Source organism: Pleurocapsa minor HA4230-MV1, assembly GCA_019359095.1.
GTDB classification, from domain to species: Bacteria; Cyanobacteriota; Cyanobacteriia; order Cyanobacteriales; family Xenococcaceae; genus Waterburya; species Waterburya minor.
The window spans coordinates 37,839-61,532 of record JAHHHZ010000030.1 but is presented as its reverse complement, the minus strand read 5'-3'; the positions used below and the strand labels follow the sequence as shown (position 1 = coordinate 61,532).

Below are 23,694 nucleotides of genomic sequence, written 5' to 3'. Positions count from 1 at the left end.
TTATTGAAGCGGTGTTTGTCTGATCGAGGCGATCGCCTCTTGGAAAAAGCAGTCTGCGGTTAGATCAGATAAATAATTAACCTCAGTTCGGGTTAAGAACATTAATCGGTGGGGGTAGCTTTTAAGATATTTTCGATGACACTCTACCCTGAAAGAATAGCGAAAATAGTATTTTTCCAATCCTTTGGTCACAACGATTTTTGCTTATCCCGAACTCAGGTTATCTACTACACGATTTTAGATCTGTCTTTAGATCTGTCCAGGTACAGAAGCTTCTCATTCAGTAATTTCGTTGAGCGAGAGATTATTTAATTATTTATTTAAAGCTCTAACTTGCTAAGGTGTAGGTATCTGAGCCGAGGATTGCTATATGAACTTATCCGATCTAGTCTCTTTTCTTCAGCAAAAAACCTGTTTAGGTATTTTATCATCTGATATTTTAACGGCGATCGCCAGTAGTTTAACCGAACAGACTATTACTGCAAAGCAAACTGTAGTTGTGGAAAATGTTGAGCCTGATGCTTTATATATTGTTAAATCAGGTAGGTTAGCTAGTAACAGCATCGCGGAATCGAGTCAAAGTAGTTTACTTTCGGGAACGGTACTCAATTTATATGCACTACTGTTAAATCAGCCAACTCAGTATCAGGTGGAAACCATTACCGAAGTTCAGGTTTGGTTAATTGCTCGTGAGCGCTTTCAAGAGTTGATGCAGCAATATCCCCAAATTCCCCAGGCTTTTTCTCAACAGTTAGCCACTCAAGTTAAAGAATTATCAGAACAGCTACAGTTTGAACAAGAACGTCAGGTAATATTAAGACCTTATTTGGTCAGTAAAGCTAAACGGGGTGTCATTGGTAAAAGTCGCTATGCGACGAGATTGCGAGCGCAAATTAAACAGGCTGCCCAAACCAGAGAGTCGGTTTTAATTTTTGGCGAACCAGGCTTAGAAAAAGATAACCTGGCGACTTTAATTCACTTTGGTTCTGCTCATCGTCGTCAGCCGATTATTAAAATTGACTGTTCTAAGTTACAGACTAGTGGTGCTGAATTATTTGGTCGTAGTGGCGGAAAACCAGGACTAATTGCCTGTGTTCAAGAAGGGACTTTGGTTCTCAATAATGTTCACCTATTGACACAAGAATTGATTCCTGCGATCGCCGAGCTACTTAAAACTCATCAATATACGCCAATTACCCGCCCAGGGGGAGAAGCTGCCGAACCGCAAACATCTCAAGCCCGAATAATTCTCATTTCTGAGCAGGTGATTACTGCGATCGATTCTGTCGTGGAAAATTTAATCAAAGTACCTCCCCTGAGAGTACGTAAAGTAGATCTTGATGAGCAGATTAACTATTATCTCAGTTTGATTGGGCGTAATAAATGTCTGCAAAGAACTAAAATTACTCCTGAAGCGGTGCGTAATCTTCAGGCTTACGATTTTCCCAATAATCTGCGGGAGCTAGAAAGTATTGTTGAACGGGCTTTAGCTCAACTCCAAGGCTGCGATGAGATTACCGAAGAGGTGGTATGGCAGTCTCAAAGTAAAAAGCAACAATATCGCTTGAATCTACTCAATAGATATCCTCAGCTGCGCTACTGGCTTAGGAGTGACTGGTATCCCACTAGAATTAACTACGGCTTCATTCTGGGCTTTTTTGCCTTAATTGTCCTAATTCTGTTTATTGCTCCCCAAAATCGCCAGGAGAACTTTGCTCTAAATATGTTTTGGGCGTGGTGGTGGCCTTTGATTTTAATTGGCTTTCCCTTTGTGGGTAGGCTGTGGTGTGCTTTTTGTCCCTTTATGATTTATGGCGAGATCACGCAAAAACTATCGCTGATTTTATGGCCGCGATCGCTCAAAAAATGGCCCAGACATGCTGCTGAACAATGGGGTGGCTGGTTTTTATTTGGTTTGTTTGCTTTGATCTTACTTTGGGAGGAACTCTGGGATCTAGAAAATACTGCCTATCTTTCTGCTTGTTTGCTGCTGCTAATTACCGCAGGGGCGATGATCTTTTCTACCATTTTTGAACGGCGTTTCTGGTGTCGCTATCTCTGTCCAATTGGCGGCATGAACGGCTTATTCGCCAAGCTTTCCATGACGGAATTACGAGCGCAACAGGGAACTTGTTCGGCAACCTGTACAACCTACCAATGTTATAAGGGTGGTGCTGCAAAAGGAGAAGGACAAGAAACTAACGGCTGTCCCCTCTATTCCCATCCCGCACAGCTAGTAGATAATAAAGATTGCGTCCTCTGTATGACTTGTCTTAAAGCCTGTCCCCACCGCTCAGTAGAGTTTAATTTACGTCCTCCTGGGATTGAACTCTGGACAACTCACACACCCCATAGTTATGAAGTGGCGTTGTTGTTCTTGTTGTTAAACGTTATTTTTCTGCACCGTTTACCAGAAATATCCACCAGACTAGGTTTAGATTTACATCTAGAGCGATTTAGCAACCATGCTTTAGTTTCCGTGGTAGTTTTGGCAGTACCGATTATCTTGCCTTTACTAGCCCAAGGAGCAAATATACTAATCAGCAAATTGAACCGCAAACATACACCTCGTAAATTTATTGAATTAGCTTATGGCTATTTACCTCTGGTTTTAGCTGGAAACTTAGCTCACTATCTACGCCTAGGCTTAAGTGAGGGAGGTAGAATACTCCCCGTAACCATGGCAACTTTCGGTTTAAATGGTGCAAGTCTTCCTGTACTTGTCGCTCATCCTGCCGTAATTGCTTTTCTCCAGGGTAGCTGTCTAATTATCGGCGTGTTGCTAGCAATTTTATTAACTCAAAAGATTGCCCGTCAGCAGTTTAGATATTTAATCCCGCAAATAGGGGCGATCGCATTTTTGGCAACTGGCATGTGGCAAGTAATTGTGGGGTTTTGAGTAATAGGTAATAGGTAATAGGTAATGGGTAATGGGTAATGGGTAATGGGTAATGGGTAATGGGTAATGATCGTTCGCATTTATCGTCGGGTGAAAACTAGATGTTGTTGCTCAGATAATTCAGGATTATAGCTATAGCCAGCTTCGGCAAAATTTGGCAGATCTGCTGTATTTTTTAGACGGTTTTTAATAATGTAGGCTGCCATCATGCCACGAGCTTTTTTGGCGTAGAAACTGATGATTTTGTATTTACCATTGTGCCAATCTTTAAACACAGGGGTAATAATTGCTCCTGTCAGCAATTTAGGTTTTACTGCTTGGAAATATTCATTAGAAGCTAGGTTGATAATAGTTTTTTGCTCTAGTTTCTCTAGCTGCTGATTAATAGTGTGAGTTAACTTATCCGCCCAAAACTCATAGAGGGTATTTGCTGATAAATCTTGTAGTTTGGCATGAGCTAACTTTGTCCCCATTTCTAAGCGATAGGGTTGGATTAGATCTAATGGACGTAGCACCCCATATAACCCTGAGAGTATTCTTAAATGTTCTTGGGCAAAATCAAAATCTTCTGGTTCAAAGCGATCCACTTGCATTCCCTGATAAACATCACCCTGAAACGCCAATAAAGCCTGTTTCGCCTTCGTGTCATCAAAAGTGGCTTGCCAAGTCTTAAAGCGATCGCTATTTAATTCCCCCAACTTGTCGCTAATCTTCATTAAAGTAGAAATTTCTGGTGCTGATAGCTGTCGTAGCTGTGTAACTAGTCTCTCTGTATCGGCTAAAAATTCTGGTTGAGAAAAGCGTTGAATCGGTGCAGGAGTTTCAAAGTCTAAGGTTTTGGCAGGGGAAATTAACACTAACATTTAGTTTTCGTTGATTAAATTGAAATTGTAGGAAATAACGGCGATCGCTTTTATTAACCTTAACCGTTAAATTATCGTAGTCCGAACTCACGCTAAATCAAGGATTTACTAGGTTCAGGCAAATCGACAGATTCAGGTTCACTATTTAAGGCATCGATTACCCCCAACATTTCTCGCTCAAAGCTTACCTGCGCCCGATTGGTTTTTGCCCCAAAATAAAAGCTACGATCTTGTTCTAACGCCCAGATTTGAGAATGGGAAAAGTAGCTCATAACTACCCCAATCATTAGTAAAGCAAAGCCTGTATAAACAATTGGCACACCAGGATCGGCTTTAATCTGTAAGCCAGTACTGCCAATAATATCAATCAGCTTAATGTTAATCCCGTCAATATTGATACTTTGACCAATCCGAATGGCGCTGGTTAAATCTCCTTGCTGGTTATAAATCAAAGCTGTTCCCTGAAGATCCTTAATCAGCATGGAAACCCCAGTACTCATATCGGGCTTGGTTGGAATCCAAGTTCCCCAGATATTACCCGCCCCCAGAGTGTCTAACTTCGCCACAGGTAGCTGAAAGATCGGGCTATTGTTTAACTGTACCTTGGCCGCAGCAATACTCCAGTTGGTTTGATAGAAAGTAACGCCATCATACCGCAGGGGTTTATTAACATGAATCGTTTCTCGTTTAATTTCTTCACCGCGATCGCTCAACACCGAAAGATCGGAATAGAATTGATCGATATCACCATTCTCGGTGTAGTCAATCCAAAAGCGATTTACTTTAACTGACCAATCTGTAGGCAGTTGATTAGCCCCAAACGGCCCTAATTCAATAATATTTTGGATGTTAAAAGTATTGCCACTGGCAACCATTTCTTGAGCAAAAAAACCAGTAAAAATGCCCCACATTCCCCCTGCTAAGACAATTAACATCCCAGCATGAACGATAATCGGCCCAATCCGACCAATAATTCCTTTACGGGCATATAGAGTATGATCCTGTTGCCAGACTTGATAGTTTTGCTGTTTGAGCAGAGGAATTAAAGACTTGATTGAACCTTGCTCTAATTCGGCGCTGAGAGCCAGTTTTTCATATTGTTGGGGCTTTTGATAGTATTTCCACTTACGGGCAGCTTTAAGGGCGGGTAACTGTCTCGTGAAGGTACAGGCGGTTAAACTTGCACCAAATAAAATCAGCAGGGAAAGATACCACCAGGTACTATAAACATGATTTAGTCCCCAAGCAAGAATCACTTTCCAGGTCAAAAAACCGTATAAAGCAGGAGATTCAGGGTAGTTTTGTTGATAGAAAGAGAGAGTTTCTGCCTGTTCAATGACTGTTCCTGAAATACTGACAACGGCGATCGCCAGTAAGAGAATAATAGCTAGTTTTAAATTAGCAATGATGCCAACAAAGCGACGAAATATTGAGCCTGGCTTAAGCAAAAAATTCATTTATGATTTAGTATTATCTATTCATCTATCTTGTCATTATTTATTTATTTTATAGTTAATCTATTCAGACAAAATCTATTTATATATTGTTTCTCAAGCCGAAACTAGCTATTTTGTAATTACTGAGCTAATCCCCTAACATATTTGTCTAACACTTTAATCTACCTAACACTTATTTCTCTCTTGGCTGGTTATGTTGCCTGGAATCTGGGGGCAAATGACGTTGCGAACTCGATGGGTACATCCGTTGGCTCAAAAGCAATCACCCTAACTCAAGCAATTATTGTCGCAGGTATTTTAGAGTTTACTGGGGCGGTAGTCTTTGGTAAGCAAGTATCTGCTACTTTGGCGACAAAGGTGGCTAATCCGAGTCTATTTGCGGAAACTCCCCAGATTTTTTTATTGGGAATGATTGCCGTATTGCTTGCCTGTGGTATTTGGTTACAGGTGGCTACGAGTCAAGGTTTACCCGTAGCTTCATCCCATGCAGTCGTAGGTGCGATCGCTGGATTTAGCTGGGTAGCCATTGGGAAAGAGGCGATCGCCTGGGATAATATTGGTTTGATTTGTTTGGGTTGGGTAATCACGCCGATTGTCAGTGCGCTCGTCGCAGCGAGTCTATATAGTTTGCTGCGCTATTGGCTATTTGAGCAGGATAATACTTTACAGCAGCTACTAGAATGGATTCCCTGGTTGAGTGTAGCTTTAATTGCCGTGTTTGGCGTGATTGTTTTCCCCACAGTGGTGCAGCTACCAGTATTTAACTATATTCCCTTACCTGAAAGAACAATTGGCTTAGGTATGGGCTTCTTAGCAACAGGGGCTATTATTAATTACTCTTGGTACAAGTTTAAAAGCTATCGCCAGCAAGAAATAGAAATACGGATTCTGGAACGGGTAATGGGCAAGTTTCAAGTGTTAAGTGCCTGTTTTGTCGCATTTGCTCATGGTTCTAACGATGTAGGCAATGCGATCGCTCCTTTAGCCGTGATTGTCTTTATCTTCAATACTGGCGTTGTGCCAATTGACAGTTTAGATATTCCCTTGTGGATTTTAGTTTTAGGTGGAGTCGGTATTGTTGGGGGTTTGGCAGTACAGGGAAAAAAAGTAATTACTACTGTGGGGGAAAATATTATTTCTCTTGTCCCCAGTACAGGTTTTTGTGCCGAAATAGCTACCGCCAGTACAATTTTAATTGCCTCTCGACTTGGTTTACCCGTTTCTACTTCCCATGCTTTAGTTGGTAGCGTGATCGGGATTGGTTTAGCCTCGCGGAATCAAGATGTTAAATGGGAGACGATTAAATCTGTAGCCTTAGCCTGGATCGTGACTATACCTGTAGCTGCAATTTTAAGTGCGGGGATTTTTTCTTTATTACGTATAGTGTAAATTCTACCGCTGGCAAATTTCAATCAATGAATTTGTATTGATAAATACTAGCATCGTCTTAGCTGGCTGGCGTGAATCTGTTTATGTGCTTCGTCTTGCAGAACTTGAGGTACGATTGAGGGTGTAAAATTGAGAACTAATTTTGGACATCAACGCCCCCTAGGCCCATCGTATGACAAACTTCGGCTCCAGTGACAGTCCTGAATTACTCTCTGTAACGCAAACTGCTCAGGTACTTGGCGTAACTCGCCAACGAGTACATGACCTAGTTAAGAATGGTCAAATCATAGCCCGAAAACTTGGGCATTATTACTACATAGAGACTACTGAGATCGAAAGATACATGAATCAACCCATAGGAAAACCCTATCAGCCAAGAAGTACAACTTCTGAAGAAAACTCTATTGACAAATAACAATAGAGTCTGTAGACTCATGTTATACTAATGTACTAATAGATAAATAAATGCTCCCTTTTCAATTGATTTCAACTGATGTTGCAGATCGAAAAAAATTGCAACAAATTTACATGAGTAAGCATGGCATCCTCTATCAAGGCGACTGCCTTCAGCTTTTATCGGCATTGCCTGATGAATCTGTAGATCTTGTATTTGCTGATCCACCTTTTAATCTTGGCAAAAAGTACGGTGAAGGAGTGAATGATCAGATGGAGCTAGGTAGATATATAGACTGGTCGCAAAAATGGCTTAGTGAAAGCATTCGCGTACTCAAACCTGGAGGTAGTTTATTTGTCTTTAACCTGCCCAAGTGGTGTATAGAGTATGGTGCATATCTAAGTCGAAAAGGAATGTGTTTTCGGCACTGGATTGCTTGCCGAATGCCGAAAGCTTTTCCTAGAGGGAAAAAGATGTCTCCTGCTCACTACGGGCTACTTTATTACACCAAAGGAGAACCAGCGGTCTTCAACAAAGTCTATACACCTATTCAAGTTTGTAGACACTGTAATGGAGAAATTCGTGACTATGGAGGGCATCGCAAAAGCCTCAATGAAAAGGGAATAAACTTAATGGATGTTTGGGATACGCCAGAAGATGTTTGGGAAGATGCTTCTGAAGCTAACTCTACCAAAGTTTTATGGACATTAGCCGAGGAGATGTGGACTGATATTCCACCAGTTCGGCACCGTCGACATAAAAAACGAGTTCCAAATGAACTTGCGCCCATCATGCTAGAGCGGGTTATTGCAATGGCATCTAATCCAGGACAGATTGTAGTCGATCCGTTTGGAGGCTCTGGCACTACGTTCTATGCAGCAGAAAAACTACACCGCTATTGGATTGGTTCAGAACTTGGGGATACAGACCCAGCAATAGAACGATTAACCAACTTGACAAATGGAATAGTAGAGGAATGGGAATCAGCAAGAGGACGTACAAAATCGAAGTCACGCAAGACAACTGCTTCACAACTGCCAAGTCCTTACTCTACATAAGTTTGTAGCCATAAATTTCAGATCAATGCACGTCCATCAGTGCCTTTAGCAATTTTTGGTACATTGCTATCCACTTGATCATGCTCAATCACAAAGATCGCAAGAAATCCGTCTTTGATTAGGACTGACCGCCAAACATCAAAGTATGGCTCTAGCTCTTCGTAGTTACCAACTCGATCCGTCAGATAAGGATAAAGTTTCCTGCTTGGGAGTACCAAAGCAGAGCCTAGAAAGACACCACGTATTAATCCAAGAACCATCTTATTAACTGCCCGATGACTTGAAGATATATTTCCAGTCTCCCATTCAAGTGCAAAAAGATGGTCATCAATGACTTTTGTAGCATCGACTTTTCCAGGTGATCGGGTTGCGTAGTTAGTTTGGGTTTCGAGCATCCATCCAAATCTATCTTTTAAAGCAATCATGCAAGCTTCTTTAATAGGCTTTACACCGTTACCATGCTTTGTAGGATTGATTGTGAAGTTGGATGTACCAGGAGGATACACGATCAAAGAGATCGCTTCACGAACTTCAGAGCGGATAATCTCCCAATCACTGGATTCTTCAAAGCTCCCAACACTAATCAAAGAAATCTCTTGAACAATTTTCATAAGTATTATTTATATTGGCGTTGCTAATTAGGCAATGTCGTATTAAAGCAAACGTGATAGTAGTTGATACACCAAACGAAAAAAAGCGGTAATGGCGATCGCAGCAGCAGCGGATATGGTTGCAATGAGCAGAACATTTGGGATGGTTAAACTGCCATGGAATTTGGGGATAAAAATCACTATGCCAGTGGTAATTAAGGCAAAAATTGCCAGATCGACTTTTTCAATAGCGCGACGATGGAGAGCAAACATAATTCCACCCATTACAGCGCCAATAATCCCCACACTTTCTCCAGAAAAGGCAAGCCAGCTAATCAAACCAATCGAGATCAATGCTCCTTCAAAACCAATAAAGGCAGCACTAATAAGAACTTCTGTCAGAGAAAAAGGGCGTTTTGTTCTTTTTTGCCGTATTTTCTGAGGTACAGATGTAGCAAGATCAGGTGTCGGAGTAGAATTTGAAACAGCAGGAGGAGGTGTTACTGTATTTATTAGCGTAGGTGTGTTCAGCGTGTTCGATACAGGGGATTTAATTGGTTGATTTTGTTTGGGTATTTGAGTTAGTTTTGTTGGTGGGGTAACAGGATTAATCTGCTTAGATATTACCGTCAAAGCCGCTAAAGCCACACTAGCCGACTGAAAACGGTGAGCGGGAGTTGGCAAGAGCATTCGATCCAGAATTTGCTTCAGGCGATCGCTGATATTTGGGGCAAAATTATGCCATTGCCAAGTATGGTTAAATGAATCATACAGTTCTTCTACTTCTTTATCCGTCAGTAAATTAAGGCAGGTAACAGCTAAAGCATAAATGTCTGTTGAGGGATATACTTGCGCACCTGACATTTGTTCGGGAGGAGCAAACCCCATCGAAAAGATGCCTGTGGATTTTTTAGGATTACCACCCCCTGCTGTAATCTGCTTTACTGCACCAAAATCTAGCAGATATAAAACTCCCTGCTTATTGCGCATAATGTTAGACGGTTTGATATCTCGATGGATCGTATTATTTGCGTGAACGAACTCTAATATTTTGAGAATCTCGATTAAAATTTCGGTCACCTCCGCTTCAGAAAACTTACCTTTGTCGGCTAATTCTTGTTCTAAATCCTGTCCATCGATAAATTCTTGTGCCAAATAAAAATACTGTTCTTCGCCTGTATGCTGCGTATTCTGGACTATTGGCGTAAAAAAAGCATATAAATTGGGAATTTGGGGATGTTTTTGACCGAGTTCTTCTAAAACAACTGCTTCTCTTTCAAATAGTTCTTGGGCAACTGCTCGCTCATGAGCATCAAGATCATTAGAAGGCTTAAACTGCTTGACGACACATAAAGGAAACTTTGGTTTATAGCGATCGCAAGCTAAAAAAGCTGCCCCAAATCCACCCTCTCCGAGTAATTTTGAAGGGAGATAGCGATCGGCTAACAGCAGGGGCATTCCACAGGTGCTACAGTATCTTTGCTGTACTGTTCTAATCTTGGCTTCTGTATCCAGATCGCTAAAAGAATTAAGAGGTTTAGCACAACTAGGGCGAGTACAAATAATTTCCATACAATCTCAGTCAATAGCTATTAGCTGTTAGCTGTTAGTTGTTAGCTGTTAGCCCCACATCCTCCATCCTACATCTAGTTATCCCCGTCTAGAGGGATTAGTAAAACTTGATTTGATGTGTTAGCTATCAGCCAAGAGCAGTATTTGCTTATTGTACTGAGGGAATTTGCAAATCGCCCAAGATTTTAGCTTACTTCTATAATATTTTTGTATAGGCTCTCCAGGTTTTTAAACTCTTCTCTGGTGGTAAACTGAGGCAGAATCTCTTTACTAAATGCTTCAGCAGCCTTGGAACAATAACGATTGGGATTAACGATCACAGCTAAAGTTCTGCCGATATCAACCTCTTTAATCTTGGCTTGATGCAAGACTCCCATTTCTAATTCTTTGGCGATCGCCGTGGTGGAGACAAAAGCTGCTCCCAACCCTGACTGCACGGCGTTTTTAATCGCCTCAATCGAATTTAGCTCCATTTCAATTTTTAAGCGCTTGGGATCGATTTCATAGCGCGTGAGAACCTTATCAATTACCTTGCGGATCGTCGATTGTGAGTCTAGGGTAATAAACTTGAGCTTATACAAATCTTCTTTTTGAATCGCCTCTTCTTGTGCTAGGACATGATTGGGGGGCAATACTAAAGCCAGTTCATCATCAGCATAAGGAATAACATTGAGTACGTCCTGTAACTCTGTTGGTACTTCGCCACCAATAATTGCTAAATCAACCTGTCCGTTAGCCACAGCCCAGGAAGTACGGCGGGTTGAATGAACCTGAAGCTGCACCGAAACATCAGGATATTTTTCCCGAAATAAACCAATCATCCAGGGAATCAAATATGTACCTGTGGTTTGAGATGCTCCCACAATTAAAGTACCCCCCTGAAGATTTTGTAAATCTTCGATCGCCCGACAGGTTTCCTGACACAAGGAGATCACTCTTTCGCCATAGGTTAATAGTAAATGCCCTGCTTCGGTTAACTGCGCCCTTCTTCCGCCACGGTCAAATAAAGGAACATTTAATTGCTTTTCTAAATTTTGCACTTGAAGACTCACGGCGGGTTGAGAGACATAGAGGCTGTCCGCAGCCCGTTTAAAGCTTCCCTCTGTAGAAATCGCCTTAAGTATTCGGAGTTGATCTAGAGTAAAAGGAATATCAGACATACAATCCCATTAGCAAGTTTACAAAAAAGTTGGTTGTTCGAGTGTTATTTAAACGTATTATTAATACTGCTAAATATTTAATAATTTTCGTGTTTTTTATTTATCTGCACAGTATCACAATTGGGGTGCGCAATTAACTTTTAATTATTGCTACTAGCTAAAGTGATTAATAATACATATATGACATATATGACTATTTCTTTAAGCAACTTCAACTGGCTGGCTAACAGCCACTTAATTATGGTGGGCTTGCTGCTGGGATTTGCGATCGCCCATAGTGGCATGGCTGCCCTGCGTCCGTGGGCAGAAACAAAAATTGGTGCTAGATTATACCGAGTAATTTTCGCTTTGGTCAGTATTCCTTTTGCCACTATTTTAATTATTTATTTTTTCAACCATCGCTATGATGGAGTGCAATTATGGCGGGTGCAGGGAGTGCCAGGAGTTCAAGCTTTAGTCTGGATTTTATCGGCGATCTCGTTTATCTTTCTTTATCCCGCAACCTTTAACCTGTTAGAGATTGCAGCAGTACAAAAACCCCAAGTATATCTCTTTGAAACAGGGATTATTCGCATTACTCGTCATCCTCAAATGGTCGGACAGGTCATCTGGTGCATTGCCCACACTCTTTGGCTCGGAACGACTTTTACCATTGTGACCTCAGTAGGCTTAATTGCCCATCATTTATTTGCTGTTTGGCATGGCGATCGCCGTTTAAGTAAAAGATACGGAGAAGCCTTTGAACAGGTCAAGGCGCGCACTTCTGTGATCCCATTTTTGGCGATTCTTGATGGTCGTCAAACAATTAAATGGCAAGAGTATTTACGCCCAGCCTATCTAGGGATAGCAGCTTTTGTGATGTTGTTTTGGTGGGGGCATCCCTGGCTGATGCAGGCAACCTCAAAAGTATATTGGTAAGAGGATTCTTATTCAACCTCGTCAGTCGTTGCGAACACAGAGCATCTAAGTTGCTGTCAAACGACGATCTGCCCTAAACAATATCCGCAGATGTATGCTTTAGGGTTGACTCGCAAAACTCGCCGTAAATTTATGATGGAACTGTTAGATCTAGCCTTTTCAGTTGATCCCGATTAGATGTAGCATAATTCAAAGCATTTAAAACAAATTTTTATTAAACCTTTTTACTTATTCACTTAATATGATCTCTGTAGTGAACGAAACCAACTTTCAGCAAGAAGTGATTGAATCTGACCAACCTGTTTTGGTACATTTTTGGACTCCTTGGTGTGGTTTATGTAAGTTAATTGAACCCATATTAAGGAAACTCTCTACAGAACAAGAAGGCTCAATTAAACTAATTTCCATCAATGCCGACGAAAATTTTAAACTAGCTAATCATTATTGCATCCGCAACTTGCCGACGATTATACTGTTTCAAAATGGCAAACCAATTCAAAAAATGGATCACTTTAATAACCGCGATCGCCTCCAGGCTGCCTTAGAAAAGGTTATGCAGAATCATGTTTTAAGCTCTTAGCTTTTAGCTCTAAGCTCTACCCCTGTTAAGGTGAACGTTTGTACTGACTTGGCTGCCGTAAAAGGCGAGAGGTAGAGACATGAAGGTGTTTAGGGTCATAAGTCGGTTTGGGTTTGGGCTTTTTTTGTCCTCTAGGAGAAGAAGAAAAGCGTTTGAGATTAACCTTACTCCATCTTTGAAGATAAAGTCTAGCTACAGTTGGTGCATCAGCTACGGATGGTGACAAATGTGTCAGTAGAGTTACCTCTGTATCTCCATGTCTTGTTGGTTGATGCAATTGAATTACCACTCGTCGTAAATTTAAACTAACATCATCTTCTTCTACTTGAACCTTTTGCTCGAATATTCGATTTTTAGCAACTCCTCCTAAATACTTTAATTTTCTTTTTTCTAGTTCCATTAGAAAAGTTGTATTGTTACCATATCCTGAGTCAATCAAGACTATTTCTGGTTGCTCTCCTTTGACTAAACTTTGATCAATTAATCCTAAAGCTAACTCTGGCTTTTTCTTGAACAATGGGTCTTTCTTGCCCAAAGGTAATGAATTACCGTGTTGATATAACTCTATGTCTAAAGGTAGACTTTTTTTGCCATCATAAAGATGAGTTGTTACCACCACATTCCCATTATCAGTTTTACCTATTTCACCAATATATTGACGGCCTACTCCTGCTGTAAAATTCCCGCTTTTTCTATGTCCTGAGTCATCAATTAATTGTTTAAGTACCGTTAGTTGCTTGAGTTAAAAGCCAATTAATATATTCGGATTGATGACCTCGAATACCTTCCAAGGCAAAAGTTTGGGTTCGACCACCAATTTCTTCTAGAGTCGGTCTCACCGTATACTTCATGGTATTCCTGATAAGACACGCCACTGCGGTCATCGACTATGCTGTACAACATCAGTAATGGCTTTCCTTGACCTGGTTCTAGTTCAACAGCATTTTTTAATCGCTTGAGATCGGAAGAACTTAAATCAAAATGCCAACACTGATTGCTATATTCAGCTTCAAAACGTACTGCGGGTGGTTGGCGAGATAGTTTTTCTTTGTCATATCCCCATTCTTTTAAATAGCGGTTGACGGTTGTTCTCTTGAGCAATCCTGGCGGTGCAGTTACATGGCCCCTATCAGTATTGATGCCATTTCTTCTGACCTGAAACCGAATCAGAAATAAATTCCCATCTCGTTTAATGTGGGTTTGAGTAAGTTTTATTCTTAATTTAATGTGGGTCGAAAAACGCTGTTATTTCGGGTCGGAATGATTCTTATTCTGGGTCGCTACAATTAGCCCTAAAGGATTCGCTTCGCATCTCGCAAAGCGCGTCATAACTTGTTTGGTTGCTGCTGGTATGAGGTGATTGACCGCCAAAAAGGTGTAGCTTACAAACAGCTATCGGTAGAGCAGTTACAAGAAGCAATCTTTGTTGCCGAAGCGATAATCGATCGTCCCGATAGCTACATACAACACGGCGCGTTTTCTGTGACAAAGGACTTGTCCGCATGTAGCTTCCCGCAGAAAAGCCGCCTAAGCTAAACCTCAATAGCTTACGCTGGCGTAACAAAGTCTAATATCTGAGTTTCTCTTGTCAAAGCGATGCGATAAGATAATTTCAATCAGCGATCACCGAACAAAATGCCTATAGATTCGAGCCTTTACCCCGATAATTGGAACAGCCTAGCACTCAAAGTAAAAGAAGCTGCTCAGTGGCAGTGTTAATGTTGTGGAAAAAGATGCTACAAAATAAGAGAAAGGCGCATAGTTCGCCGCATCTAAGACCAGATGATTTAACCCGTTCAGAGTGGACGGCTGACATTCTACAGGTGCATCATCGCAACCATGACACGACGGATAATCGGCTATCCAATCTGGTAGAGTCGAGGGAAGGTATTAGCCTTCGCCCCTCTCTGTTAGATCCGTACGTGCGACTTTCACCGCATACGGCTCCCGATATTCTTAGCTTTTGCTTTGCTTCATGTGTATGAATTGGTGGCACGTTTGATGTATTGCTACAAGGTTCGATTCTTTCCAATTCTGGTGATTTCCGTCTACATGGTGTAGATGTACTCTCTGCTCTCCCAGAAATTTCAATCCACAGGAGTCACATGAATGGTTTTGCCGTTTTAGGGCTTTAGAGGTTGCACCGTCATAGAGTATGCTGTTACGCTTGCTCCAGTAGGCTATATCTCCGTCGTAGGGTGATTTCTTTCCTTTGACGTTAACATGTTTGTTTTGGGAGTAAGGAACTTTGGGGAATGCTATATCTAGCAATTTCTTGCTAGTGTAGCGGCTTTGATTTGTTTCCTTATTAAATACCTTGTATGCACGACTTTCGATGTGGTATAAAGAATTCCTTGCCCCATCCATCTTGCAGTACTTGTGGTATTGTCTCCAGCCTCTAACGACGGGAGCTAGTTTACTAGCTTTTTCAGTCGCACCATAGTTCGAGTTGTTGACGATGGTTTTTACCTTCTTGCGGAATGCTTTGTAGTTATCCACTGAGGGGGTGCTACGAAATTTACCGTTTTTCTGGACTTTAAAGTGCCAGCCTAGGAAGTCGAATCCATCTGTCGTGGTGGTTAGCTTGGTTTTCTTTTCACTGACTTTCATTCCTCTTGCTGCTAGAAATTCGCTGATTCTTTCAAGTATTGCCTTTGCATCATCTTGAGGTCGGATTATGACTACCATATCGTCCGCATAGCGGATTGATGGTTCTTTAATCTTTCCTCCTGAGTCTTTGTATTTGTGAATACTTTCGATTCCGTTGAGGGCGATGTTGGCTAACAGAGGACTAACTACTCCGCCTTGTGGCGTTCCTTGGTCGGGGAAACCTATATTAGTTCCAGCTTTGAGACATCTGAAGATGCCAAGCTTTAGCCTTGAAGGGGCAATTAGGTTATCCATGATTGCTGAGTGGTTTATCCTGTCGAAGCATTTTTCAATGTCGAGTTCGATTACTCGTTTATCTTTTCCATTGGCTTTGCTGCTGAGGTTGTTGAATAGAGTTTTCTGGGCATCGTGTGCTGCCCGTCCTGTTCTAAACCCGTAGCTTCGGGCGTGGAAAGTTGCTTCGTGTGCTGGTTCGAGCGCGTATTTGGCGAGGCATTGCCACGCCCTATCTGCTATTGTTGGCACTTTGAGCATTCGGATAGTTCCATCCTTTTTAGGGATGGGGATTTCTCTTAAGCCTTTGTGTTTCCAATTGGCGTAATTTTTGGCTAATTTCTCTTCTAGTTCAAAGCGTTCTTCAAACGTGAGAGACTTTTGACCATCTATTCCTGCCGTTTTCTGTCGGGTAGGATTGGACTGTTACCAGTCCGCACCCCCCTAAGAACCGTGCGTGAGACTCATCGCCTCACACGGCTCAAGCCATACTTCAAGCCTTTAACTTGGTGTTGTGTAACTGCTTATGACACATTGTGTGTAAGTGCATTAGGTTTTCGATGTCGTCTCGTCCGCCTTTTGCCACAGGTACTATATGATGGGTTTCGATTTCTTCACCGTTAAAAAGGGCTGTTCCGCAAACTGTACAGTTAAAGCTTTGGTTTTTGGCAAAAGGCTCGTATTTCGAGCCTTTTGCCCAGTATTGCTTTCCTAGTTTGTTTTTACGGGTTTCCCAGTATTCATTAAGTTCTGAGTCGTCTGGGGAATTACTCCCCGTAACTTTGACGTGCCTTATGATAGGAATATGACTTACGTTGCAGAGGGAGTAAAATCTTTTCCTTCCTCTGCTATCAATTCCTTGACGGGCGAACGTCCAATCGTTCCCTTCTATTAGGTGGAAGTATCGGTTTTTCACCCATCTTTTGCCTTTGTTGGGATGCCTACGCTTTGCCCAACGATATAAATACATTGTTACTCGATGATTGATGTAACTGAATGTTTTCTTGCTAACAACTCCTTTGTAGTAGTTAGCAAATCCTCGGAGAATCGGGTTTAGTTTGCCAATAAGATTTTGCTGCGTCCATGTGGCGCATTCAGATATGGTTTTTCCTAATTCTTTGCAGAATTTCAGAACCTTTTCTTTCTGAGGTTTAATTAGTAGTTTGCCTTTATATTGGCGTAGATTAAATCCTAGAAAGTTAAATCCTAGAAAGTTAAATCCATCTTGTATGTGAACTATCCTGGTTTTTTCCTCGCTGATTTCTAGTCCTCTTTCTGATAACCATTGTTTAATCTGGACTAAGGCACTGTCTAGGTTTTCTCGTTCTCTGGATGTGACAACAAAGTCATCCGCGTATCTGATAAAACCGAGCTTTAATCTATTTCCCCATTTATCTTTGGGTAGTTTGATTGCTTCGATTACTTCTTCAAGACCATGCAACCCTATGTTTGCTAAAAGTGGGCTTATCGCCCCGCCTTGAGGTGTGCCTTTGTCTGTGGGAGTTTTGATTCCTTGATAGACGTATCCAGCTTTTAACCATCCTTTAATTAATTCTCTTGATGGATGAGTACCAATCATGTTCAGGATGGATTCATGTGCAATATTATCGAAGAATCCTGATATGTCAGCGTCTAGAACCCAAGTGTGTCTTGCTCCGCGTGGATTGTTTACTAGTTTATTGAAACATTGCGCTATAGCATCTTGACAACTTCTACCAATTCTGAAGCCGTAAGAATTTGGCTCGAATTGTGATTCCCATTCGGGTTCTAAGGAGTTTTTAACTATTACTTGCATGACTCTATCCCTGACGGTGGGAATACCGAGGGGACGCTTCTTGCCATTGGATTTAGGAATATATACTCTTCTTGTAGGAGAGGCTGTTATTTCTTTCCAACTGTTGACAAGTTTTACTCTCTCTTCAGGAGTGTTAATTGCCTCCTCATCAACTCCTGCTGTTCTCTTTCCTTTGTTTATTTGAGTAATTTGTCGTACTGCAAGTAGTAGATTTGCGTAAGACTTTGATAACAATTTCTGCAACCTGCGTAGCTGCTTCCATTGCCCAAGTTTTCTGGCACGAAATATCCGTTTTCTTAGGTTATTAACAATCTTTCCTACTTTCTTCCAATTAACTTGATTCCAGTCTGAAAGTTGTTCCCTATGTCCATTTACATCAATTTGATGTATCCAACTTGTCATGAGGGTTCATTCCTTTGATAAATTTCCTTTCCGTATATGACCCAAGTTAATTCAGCTTTCCTTTCGGTCAGGGACAAATCTTGAATCCCTATTCACCTCATTACAAGATGACTTTTGCTTTTTCACTCATCCTTTGTCCTCCAGAGAATTCGGCTTTGATTGCTCGCTTGCTTACTAGAAGATTCGACTGTCTTTTAGACTCTGTAGGATTTGTCCTGTTGTATCAACTAAAGTTTCCAATGTAGTTAGGGCGGGTATCTATTTCACGATAGGAGTTGTGTTTCTACGTTGTTACGACTGGAAAACGTAACAGCCACCTATTTACCATTTTGGTTTCAAGCCTTAGACCAGGAGTTATTTAGCTTGTTTTAAAGTGACGTGATTTAATCAATACCTTAGTCTATGTTCGTCCTTCTACATTTCCCTCTTGCTCCTCACCGCCTAACCCTGGCAGCTACGGCTACTTTTAGCGTCTGCACTCCGACTGGTTCGTTGCCTACTAAGCCGTGACGTACCGTATTTCCTACGGATTCCTCTATGAAGGTCTGGAGTAGAAATTCCAGAGAGACTTCGGAGTCTCAGTTTAGTTGACCTTTCAGGTCGCACTACCAGTGTTTAACTGTGTTACTTGTTGGATTGCTAGAAATCTAGCAGCCTGGGATTTGAGAATCAGTTTTTGAAGTGACTGAGCTTTGCGCTTGTCGCCAACTTGAACTGCTTTGAACACTCGTCTTTGTAGCCTGAAAAGGTCTTGATGGAATTTCTTCCAATCTTGATTTTCCCAAAGTTCACTAGCGTTTAAGCTGTGTCTAACCATAGTCTGCTCCGAGTTGTGTTTTCTGAATACCTCAAGGCAATTACGCCTTGTCCTACCCAAATCTAAGGAATTAATCCTCTCGTCTGGTCTACCGTGGATTCGACTTGACCACAGACCTTAGATTCGTTTTTATTCGTTCCGTCCTTTTGATACAGATTGATATCTGTTGTTCGTCCCTTTAGATGTAACCAATTCAACCACCAGAACCCCTTACTCTTGCAGCTGCTGACAACACGCGCTGCGGGATACTAATCTCTGGTGAGGTCAGACTTTGGATTGCGTCTGCCTCAGACTAGGTTGTTTTTCTAGGTTCTGTTTCATCATGGGGACTCCCTGTTAACGCCAGTGTCATTTGCAATTAATGTCTGATTGCGTCCTGTTCCCAGCTTCGCTCTACAGAATTCCGAGTCTGTTCGGCGTGGGCAGATAAGGAGTTACTCGTGAGTTTCGAGAGAGGGACTTGCACCCTCATCAGAAGAACAGTTAAGTTCGGCGCGTTTTTTGTGTGAAGATTCACGTTGTACCCTTGTGGTATACAAAAAAGCCGCCGTAGTCTTAGGAGACTTGACTCTAGTGGCTATTTACGGACTGGTTACCGTGATTCCCCACTAAACGAATCGCACGCTGTCGGTCTGTGCTGCTTGCCATCTGAATTTACATCGAGGTAGATATAGTTCAGTTAGTGAGGGTCAGTTAAAATTGTTTTAGCTATTTTTATCTGGTAATTCTAGTTACAACTCCTTATTTGTCTCGTCCTGAAAAGCTTTTATCTTTTCATAAAGACTAGCAACAGAATCTTCGCCAAATAACTGTTCTTTGAGTTTGAGATAATCCCCCTCACTCAGCTTACAAGCAGCCCAAAAACGAAGAACTTTGGATGGTTCTAAATGAGTCATCAATACCTGCAATCCCTCTTGTAAAACTTCCTGTTCACTAATTACCTCGATCTTCATCTTCTATCTCCAAAATAAAATCAACTGGATTTAAGGTTTTTACTGGCAACTCGACACAACGATTGATTAATCGCTTATCGCAGGTTAAAAAATAATCGCTATTCGATGCTTCAGCACAGGCAACGTGTAGCGCGTCTACTGCTTTGATTCCAATACCCTCTAGTTGCTCTGCCCTTTGTCTAATAGTTTCATCAACTGTTTGTTTGATGCCAGCCATTTGTAAATATCTACTCATCGCTTGCTGTGGCAAAGTCCAGAGATTGCGACTGTTTTCATACTCTAAGACGGAAGAGTTAACTAATTCAATTAATTTGGCTTCGACCATCTGTAAAATCAAAATTACCGCCTGTGTCTCTAAATGTATCTTAGGTTGGGTCTGATTGTCGAAAGGACGATTATAAATACTTGTATCTAGATAAACTCTAATCATGCTTTCTTTTACCAGCTTTTTTCTAGGGCGATATCTTCATGACTCAGAAGCCAAGATAATTTATTTTTTTATATTAAAAGACATTCCTACTTATTAACTTTACTCCTAAATTCCCAGGGATTGTAAAGTCTTAATTGATACTTATTTTGCTAAAAATAGCAATTTGTAAAAGAAATATAAGAAACATTGCCCATTATAATCTCAATATTTTAGATTCAATTTTTACTATTTTTTCGGTTCTTTTCAGACGCTAGATCTAATTTCTCTTTAAGATATTTTAAGTCTTTAAGCTTTACTTCGTCTAAATTGTCTTCATTTCGTTTGGCAGGCATTTCGTCTATCTTTTTTTGCGACTCGTTGAGAATACATTGTGTCTCTTCGCTTTGTTTTTTCCAGTCTCCTAAAGGTTTTAATCCATACTTTTCTCGATTTTTCTTGTCTTTAATACTATAAATATCTGGTTCTGGATGACATAATCGGCGATATTTAAATAATTGGCTAGTAGCGTGTTCGAAAAAAACTTAATATAAAATAGCTCTCGTTTAATATTTTCAGTTAGCTCTAAATATGTATCAGAATGAGTCAGGTCAAACCCATCAATTATAGGCAAAACTGTGGCTTTGTAATTTTCAAGACGCTCGAATGCTTCTAAAACCGAATTTAGATGACTGACACAATCTACTAACTTTTTCTGCTTGTTTAATTCGGCTTTTTCTCGGTCATCCATAATTGCCCCAAGTTCAATAGATGATTTATTCCTTAATAGTAAAAGACATTCCTACTTGTTAGCTTTTATAGATGCTCTAAATTCCCAAGGCTTCTGATGACTCCCATTACAGTGCGTTCATATCGGTCTTTTTCAATAGGTAAAACATAGATTCTGCCGTCGCTTTTGGCAATGAGCGATGCCTTCGGCTAGGCGGAGCCTAATCGCAAGTAATCTCTAGATTCGATGCCCAATGGTTGTTTAATCTCTGGAGCATCGATGCCACAGAGTCTAACTTTTAATTCTTCCTGACCTCTGACGACTCGTAGAGTATCGCCATCATAGATTGATCCTGGTTTGACTTGCCATTGTTCGGCATAATTATCTTTAAATAAGACATTAGCGATCGCTTTCTCGGTTGAGCCACTAATAGATTTCCTGTTAGTAAGAACTCCAACCAAGACCAAAATTAGACCAATTAGTACGCCACAAAGGACTTGTCCGCATGTACTGTTAAATAGTTTTTTCATGTATCTAAGAAAAAAGATGACAATCTTAACTTTCCCCAATCCGACGAATGAATATAATTAATCCTGGAACATACATCAAAAGCTCCAATATTGATGCACATTATTCAATACGTCCGTATTAATGACTAGTCAGAACAAAGTTACTAATGCCCAATGCGATCGCGAGTTGATTTTAGTTTGGCTGGGTGATAAATCAGCTACCACCCAAGTTAGTTATCATTCGACAGCACCCAACGCCAAAACAGAATGAAAAATATCATGAAGCCCAAAAAAATAATAGCTTTCAACATGGTTTTAAACACCAGCAAGGTGATGATAACTTAACTTATACCACTCTCACTCCACACTGAAACTTCAAACTTTAGCTAGGTTTTTTCTCTTTTAAACTTAGAAAAGATTCGCTAATTTATATTGGTTATATCTTTATTTTAATTAATAATTTATTGACATGAACGATAAGTTTTATGGTGTGATCGCGGTTGTGGAGCAAGTCGTAGACTCAGCGTAGCCCTTACTTCTCACCCCGAATATCTAGCGTCACCTCGGCAGTAATTGACCTCTCATTCTGTCCGAGTATCTTCACCCGTCGTACTTTCCCTCGATAAGGCGAATAAACCGATGTGAGTTTATCTAATTCATCATCAACTGTATCTAACTGAGTTTGTAGCGAGTTAACTTGCTCCTGCTGCTTAGAGATCAGGGTTTGATAGTCAGATACTTTAAGAGAGTGTTCGTACTGCTGACGACGGTAGTTGAGTTTAGCTTCATCAAGAGAGGCGATCGCTTTCTCTAAATTAATCGAAGCTTCTAACTCTTTACGTTTAAGGTCAGCTAATTCCTGCACTTTCTCAGATTCAAATACTTGAACGTGCCAGTCGTCTTTATGATAGATTTTCTGGTCAAAGTTATTTATCTGCTGAACGATCGCATCTAGATTAAACTGAGCCTGTTTGAGGTTCGCCAGTTCTGTCTGAAACTGAGGTACTGGGACGGGTTTTAGTTCGTTGAGGGGTAATTTAGCTCTAGTGAGTCCGTCTACTAATCGCTGTTTTTTGGCTTGTAGCTTGGCTTTTTCGGAGGTGCGATCGCTGATGATATCTCCAACATTAATTCTCTGTCCTTCTTCTACCTTGAGGTCTGACAATTGGTTGAGAACTAGGGTGATGGTGTGACGATTTGGGGTAGATTGTGTAGGCTCTGGGGCAATTGGGGCGATTGGGGCGATTGGGGCAGTAGCTATAACATCGGTATTGCTGGCATTAACAAAGGCATAGGCAGCGATGCCAAAAAGGAGGTAGCCCAATAGATTATACACAGACAGGTTTTTGATTCTCTTCATCACAGTTCACCAAGATTGGTCTTCTGTTAACTGTCATAGTCTATTGGGTGATGTTTGGGTGCGATCTGAGTTCGGGGACGGGTTGGTAAATCAAAAACTCAGTGTGGCAGCACCATTCTTAATCAACTCGTGCATCTTACTAGCACCGTTGGAAATTTAATTAAATTTAATATTTTCTTGAAATTATCTCTTCTAGTATGACAAATAGTGAGAAAAGAAACGTCATGAAATATACTTGCTCGGTTTGTGGCTACGAATACGACCCAGATATAGGCGATCCAGATAGCGACATTGAACCAGAGACAGCTTTTAAGGATTTACCAGAAGATTGGGTCTGTCCTGTCTGTGGGGCAGAACAATCAGATTTTGAACCAGCAGAGTAACGCTAACCTTAAAATGGTTGAGGCTGCACCACCTTAATCTCCACAGTCCCCACCGCATACTGCTCTTTCAAATATGCGATCGCTCTCTCCAATTCACAATAATTCAACTTCAAACTACTCCCCACTAACTCAGCCGTAACCATTTGATTCGGTTCAACAGGAATCTTCACATCTTCTGGAAAATCTACCGTCAGTTCTCCAGTCAAGTAATTAGATAAACTTTTTTCTCTTCATCCTTATCAGCTTTGATACCCAGATAGTTTAAGTCATCATAGTAAGTTGACTTTTTTTAGGTTTAGTTCAACCATCAAGTCCTCTGGACGGACAATGTTATCTGGGCTGGAATTCTGGTCGCTCATATAATTTTTTTTTTAATTCGGTATCCATATTATGAAACGCTCAAATAAATTTTTCTGTGATATCAGTCTGGAATTCCAGGATTAGGTTGGAACTTAGTCAAAAGGCAGCTTTAATTTTTAGCTTCAATCTTTTTGTTGGCAATCTAAATCAATGCGATCGCTTTAATAAATCAAGATATTAATATCTAAAGTTTGGGAGTTAATCCAGCAATAAACA

Annotated in this window: 23 protein-coding genes and 1 pseudogene; 8 read left to right on the top strand and 16 right to left on the bottom strand. The window is 40.9% G+C overall.

Annotated features, from left to right (window positions below):
• Nucleotides 1-370 precede the first annotated feature (370 nt).
• The gene (locus tag KME09_21735; GenBank protein ID MBW4536558.1) at nt 371-2,899 is read left to right on the top strand and encodes a sigma 54-interacting transcriptional regulator; all 2,529 of its coding nucleotides are present in this window, start codon (nt 371-373) and stop codon (nt 2,897-2,899) included.
• An 80-nt stretch (nt 2,900-2,979) separates the two neighbouring features.
• Here the strand turns inward: KME09_21735 and yaaA are convergent, their stop codons facing one another.
• Together yaaA and KME09_21725 are read right to left on the bottom strand one after the other, a co-directional pair.
• Nucleotides 2,980-3,762 carry a peroxide stress protein YaaA gene (gene yaaA / locus KME09_21730; protein MBW4536557.1) on the bottom strand — a complete coding sequence of 261 codons (783 nt, stop codon included), beginning with the start codon at nt 3,760-3,762 and terminating at the stop codon, nt 2,980-2,982.
• 92 nt (nt 3,763-3,854) lie between these two features.
• Nucleotides 3,855-5,219, bottom strand: a complete 1,365-nt coding sequence (locus tag KME09_21725; GenBank protein MBW4536556.1) for a cytochrome c biogenesis protein — start codon at nt 5,217-5,219, stop codon at nt 3,855-3,857.
• 144 nt (nt 5,220-5,363) lie between these two features.
• Here KME09_21725 and KME09_21720 point away from each other — a divergent pair, with 144 nt between their 5' ends.
• The 3 genes from KME09_21720 to KME09_21710 all read left to right on the top strand — a co-directional run bounded on the left by KME09_21720 (nt 5,364) and on the right by KME09_21710 (nt 8,060).
• Nucleotides 5,364-6,608 (top strand): inorganic phosphate transporter, encoded by a 1,245-nt coding sequence (locus KME09_21720; protein ID MBW4536555.1) that lies wholly within the window; start codon nt 5,364-5,366, stop codon nt 6,606-6,608.
• A gap of 172 nt (nt 6,609-6,780) precedes the next feature.
• Complete coding sequence (locus KME09_21715; protein MBW4536554.1) at nt 6,781-7,023, top strand: helix-turn-helix domain-containing protein; 243 nt, start codon at nt 6,781-6,783, stop codon at nt 7,021-7,023.
• A 113-nt stretch (nt 7,024-7,136) separates the two neighbouring features.
• Nucleotides 7,137-8,060: a site-specific DNA-methyltransferase gene (locus tag KME09_21710; GenBank protein ID MBW4536553.1), complete on the top strand. Its 924-nt coding sequence runs from the start codon at nt 7,137-7,139 to the stop codon at nt 8,058-8,060.
• 17 nt (nt 8,061-8,077) lie between these two features.
• On the opposite strand, the gene KME09_21705 is transcribed toward KME09_21710, so the two are convergent.
• The 3 genes from KME09_21705 to KME09_21695 all read right to left on the bottom strand — a co-directional run bounded on the left by KME09_21705 (nt 8,078) and on the right by KME09_21695 (nt 11,382).
• Nucleotides 8,078-8,671 carry a hypothetical protein gene (locus KME09_21705; protein MBW4536552.1) on the bottom strand — a complete coding sequence of 198 codons (594 nt, stop codon included), beginning with the start codon at nt 8,669-8,671 and terminating at the stop codon, nt 8,078-8,080.
• A 42-nt stretch (nt 8,672-8,713) separates the two neighbouring features.
• Nucleotides 8,714-10,222 carry a serine/threonine protein kinase gene (locus KME09_21700; GenBank protein ID MBW4536551.1) on the bottom strand — a complete coding sequence of 503 codons (1,509 nt, stop codon included), beginning with the start codon at nt 10,220-10,222 and terminating at the stop codon, nt 8,714-8,716.
• 185 nt (nt 10,223-10,407) lie between these two features.
• Nucleotides 10,408-11,382 carry a LysR family transcriptional regulator gene (locus tag KME09_21695; GenBank protein MBW4536550.1) on the bottom strand — a complete coding sequence of 325 codons (975 nt, stop codon included), beginning with the start codon at nt 11,380-11,382 and terminating at the stop codon, nt 10,408-10,410.
• Nucleotides 11,383-11,571: 189 nt separating this feature from the next.
• Here KME09_21695 and KME09_21690 point away from each other — a divergent pair, with 189 nt between their 5' ends.
• Entirely contained in the window at nt 11,572-12,300 is a 729-nt protein-coding gene (locus tag KME09_21690; protein MBW4536549.1) for a hypothetical protein, read from the top strand.
• A 241-nt stretch (nt 12,301-12,541) separates the two neighbouring features.
• A complete protein-coding gene (locus KME09_21685) occupies nt 12,542-12,880 on the top strand; it encodes a thioredoxin family protein (protein ID MBW4536548.1) in 339 nt (112 codons plus the stop codon).
• A 346-nt stretch (nt 12,881-13,226) separates the two neighbouring features.
• Here the strand turns inward: KME09_21685 and KME09_21680 are convergent.
• Nucleotides 13,227-13,595, bottom strand: a pseudogene (locus tag KME09_21680) (transposase).
• A 38-nt stretch (nt 13,596-13,633) separates the two neighbouring features.
• On the bottom strand, nt 13,634-13,981 hold the full coding sequence (locus KME09_21675) for a hypothetical protein (GenBank protein MBW4536547.1): 348 nt from the start codon (nt 13,979-13,981) through the stop codon (nt 13,634-13,636).
• Between the two features lie 617 nt (nt 13,982-14,598).
• Here KME09_21675 and KME09_21670 point away from each other — a divergent pair.
• Nucleotides 14,599-14,865, top strand: a complete 267-nt coding sequence (locus tag KME09_21670; GenBank protein MBW4536546.1) for an HNH endonuclease — start codon at nt 14,599-14,601, stop codon at nt 14,863-14,865.
• Here the strand turns inward: KME09_21670 and KME09_21665 are convergent.
• The 8 genes from KME09_21665 to KME09_21630 all read right to left on the bottom strand — a co-directional run bounded on the left by KME09_21665 (nt 14,837) and on the right by KME09_21630 (nt 22,735).
• Nucleotides 14,837-16,024 (bottom strand): hypothetical protein, encoded by a 1,188-nt coding sequence (locus tag KME09_21665; GenBank protein ID MBW4536545.1) that lies wholly within the window; start codon nt 16,022-16,024, stop codon nt 14,837-14,839. The two genes, KME09_21670 and KME09_21665, sit on opposite strands and share 29 nt — an antisense overlap.
• A 232-nt stretch (nt 16,025-16,256) precedes the next feature.
• Nucleotides 16,257-17,960 carry a group II intron reverse transcriptase/maturase gene (gene ltrA / locus KME09_21660; GenBank protein ID MBW4536544.1) on the bottom strand — a complete coding sequence of 568 codons (1,704 nt, stop codon included), beginning with the start codon at nt 17,958-17,960 and terminating at the stop codon, nt 16,257-16,259.
• 595 nt (nt 17,961-18,555) lie between these two features.
• Entirely contained in the window at nt 18,556-18,777 is a 222-nt protein-coding gene (locus KME09_21655) for a reverse transcriptase N-terminal domain-containing protein (GenBank protein MBW4536543.1), read from the bottom strand.
• 731 nt (nt 18,778-19,508) lie between these two features.
• Nucleotides 19,509-19,730 carry a hypothetical protein gene (locus KME09_21650; protein ID MBW4536542.1) on the bottom strand — a complete coding sequence of 74 codons (222 nt, stop codon included), beginning with the start codon at nt 19,728-19,730 and terminating at the stop codon, nt 19,509-19,511.
• The gene (locus KME09_21645; GenBank protein ID MBW4536541.1) at nt 19,711-20,160 is read right to left on the bottom strand and encodes a PIN domain-containing protein; all 450 of its coding nucleotides are present in this window, start codon (nt 20,158-20,160) and stop codon (nt 19,711-19,713) included. Before KME09_21645 ends, KME09_21650 begins: the two co-directional genes overlap by 20 nt.
• Nucleotides 20,161-20,569: 409 nt before the next feature.
• On the bottom strand, nt 20,570-20,887 hold the full coding sequence (locus KME09_21640) for a hypothetical protein (GenBank protein ID MBW4536540.1): 318 nt from the start codon (nt 20,885-20,887) through the stop codon (nt 20,570-20,572).
• Nucleotides 20,888-21,075: 188 nt separating this feature from the next.
• The gene (locus tag KME09_21635; GenBank protein ID MBW4536539.1) at nt 21,076-21,396 is read right to left on the bottom strand and encodes a hypothetical protein; all 321 of its coding nucleotides are present in this window, start codon (nt 21,394-21,396) and stop codon (nt 21,076-21,078) included.
• A 511-nt stretch (nt 21,397-21,907) separates the two neighbouring features.
• Nucleotides 21,908-22,735: a hypothetical protein gene (locus tag KME09_21630; protein MBW4536538.1), complete on the bottom strand. Its 828-nt coding sequence runs from the start codon at nt 22,733-22,735 to the stop codon at nt 21,908-21,910.
• Between the two features lie 224 nt (nt 22,736-22,959).
• Here KME09_21630 and KME09_21625 point away from each other — a divergent pair, with 224 nt between their 5' ends.
• Nucleotides 22,960-23,118 (top strand): rubredoxin, encoded by a 159-nt coding sequence (locus KME09_21625; protein MBW4536537.1) that lies wholly within the window; start codon nt 22,960-22,962, stop codon nt 23,116-23,118.
• Nucleotides 23,119-23,126: 8 nt separating this feature from the next.
• Here the strand turns inward: KME09_21625 and KME09_21620 are convergent, their stop codons facing one another.
• Nucleotides 23,127-23,324 (bottom strand): hypothetical protein, encoded by a 198-nt coding sequence (locus tag KME09_21620; GenBank protein ID MBW4536536.1) that lies wholly within the window; start codon nt 23,322-23,324, stop codon nt 23,127-23,129.
• Nucleotides 23,325-23,694: the final 370 nt, after the last annotated feature.

Bases quoted from the DNA above. Each gene is read 5' to 3' on its own strand.
- KME09_21665 (MBW4536545.1), bottom strand. From the start codon at position 16,024: ATGCTCAAAGTGCCAACAATAGCAGATAGGGCGTGGCAATGCCTCGCC.
- KME09_21650 (MBW4536542.1), bottom strand. From the start codon at position 19,730: ATGAAGATCGAGGTAATTAGTGAACAGGAAGTTTTACAAGAGGGATTG.
- KME09_21705 (MBW4536552.1), bottom strand. From the start codon at position 8,671: ATGAAAATTGTTCAAGAGATTTCTTTGATTAGTGTTGGGAGCTTTGAA.
- KME09_21655 (MBW4536543.1), bottom strand. From the start codon at position 18,777: ATGGTTAGACACAGCTTAAACGCTAGTGAACTTTGGGAAAATCAAGAT.
- KME09_21645 (MBW4536541.1), bottom strand. From the start codon at position 20,160: ATGATTAGAGTTTATCTAGATACAAGTATTTATAATCGTCCTTTCGAC.
- KME09_21640 (MBW4536540.1), bottom strand. From the start codon at position 20,887: ATGGATGACCGAGAAAAAGCCGAATTAAACAAGCAGAAAAAGTTAGTA.
- KME09_21710 (MBW4536553.1), top strand. From the start codon at position 7,137: ATGAGTAAGCATGGCATCCTCTATCAAGGCGACTGCCTTCAGCTTTTA.
- KME09_21700 (MBW4536551.1), bottom strand. From the start codon at position 10,222: ATGGAAATTATTTGTACTCGCCCTAGTTGTGCTAAACCTCTTAATTCT.
- KME09_21670 (MBW4536546.1), top strand. From the start codon at position 14,599: ATGTTGTGGAAAAAGATGCTACAAAATAAGAGAAAGGCGCATAGTTCG.
- KME09_21725 (MBW4536556.1), bottom strand. From the start codon at position 5,219: ATGAATTTTTTGCTTAAGCCAGGCTCAATATTTCGTCGCTTTGTTGGC.
- KME09_21735 (MBW4536558.1), top strand. From the start codon at position 371: ATGAACTTATCCGATCTAGTCTCTTTTCTTCAGCAAAAAACCTGTTTA.
- yaaA (MBW4536557.1), bottom strand. From the start codon at position 3,762: ATGTTAGTGTTAATTTCCCCTGCCAAAACCTTAGACTTTGAAACTCCT.
- KME09_21715 (MBW4536554.1), top strand. From the start codon at position 6,781: ATGACAAACTTCGGCTCCAGTGACAGTCCTGAATTACTCTCTGTAACG.
- ltrA (MBW4536544.1), bottom strand. From the start codon at position 17,960: ATGACAAGTTGGATACATCAAATTGATGTAAATGGACATAGGGAACAA.
- KME09_21630 (MBW4536538.1), bottom strand. From the start codon at position 22,735: ATGAAGAGAATCAAAAACCTGTCTGTGTATAATCTATTGGGCTACCTC.
- KME09_21690 (MBW4536549.1), top strand. From the start codon at position 11,572: ATGACTATTTCTTTAAGCAACTTCAACTGGCTGGCTAACAGCCACTTA.
- KME09_21685 (MBW4536548.1), top strand. From the start codon at position 12,542: ATGATCTCTGTAGTGAACGAAACCAACTTTCAGCAAGAAGTGATTGAA.
- KME09_21625 (MBW4536537.1), top strand. From the start codon at position 22,960: ATGAAATATACTTGCTCGGTTTGTGGCTACGAATACGACCCAGATATA.
- KME09_21695 (MBW4536550.1), bottom strand. From the start codon at position 11,382: ATGTCTGATATTCCTTTTACTCTAGATCAACTCCGAATACTTAAGGCG.
- KME09_21635 (MBW4536539.1), bottom strand. From the start codon at position 21,396: ATGAAAAAACTATTTAACAGTACATGCGGACAAGTCCTTTGTGGCGTA.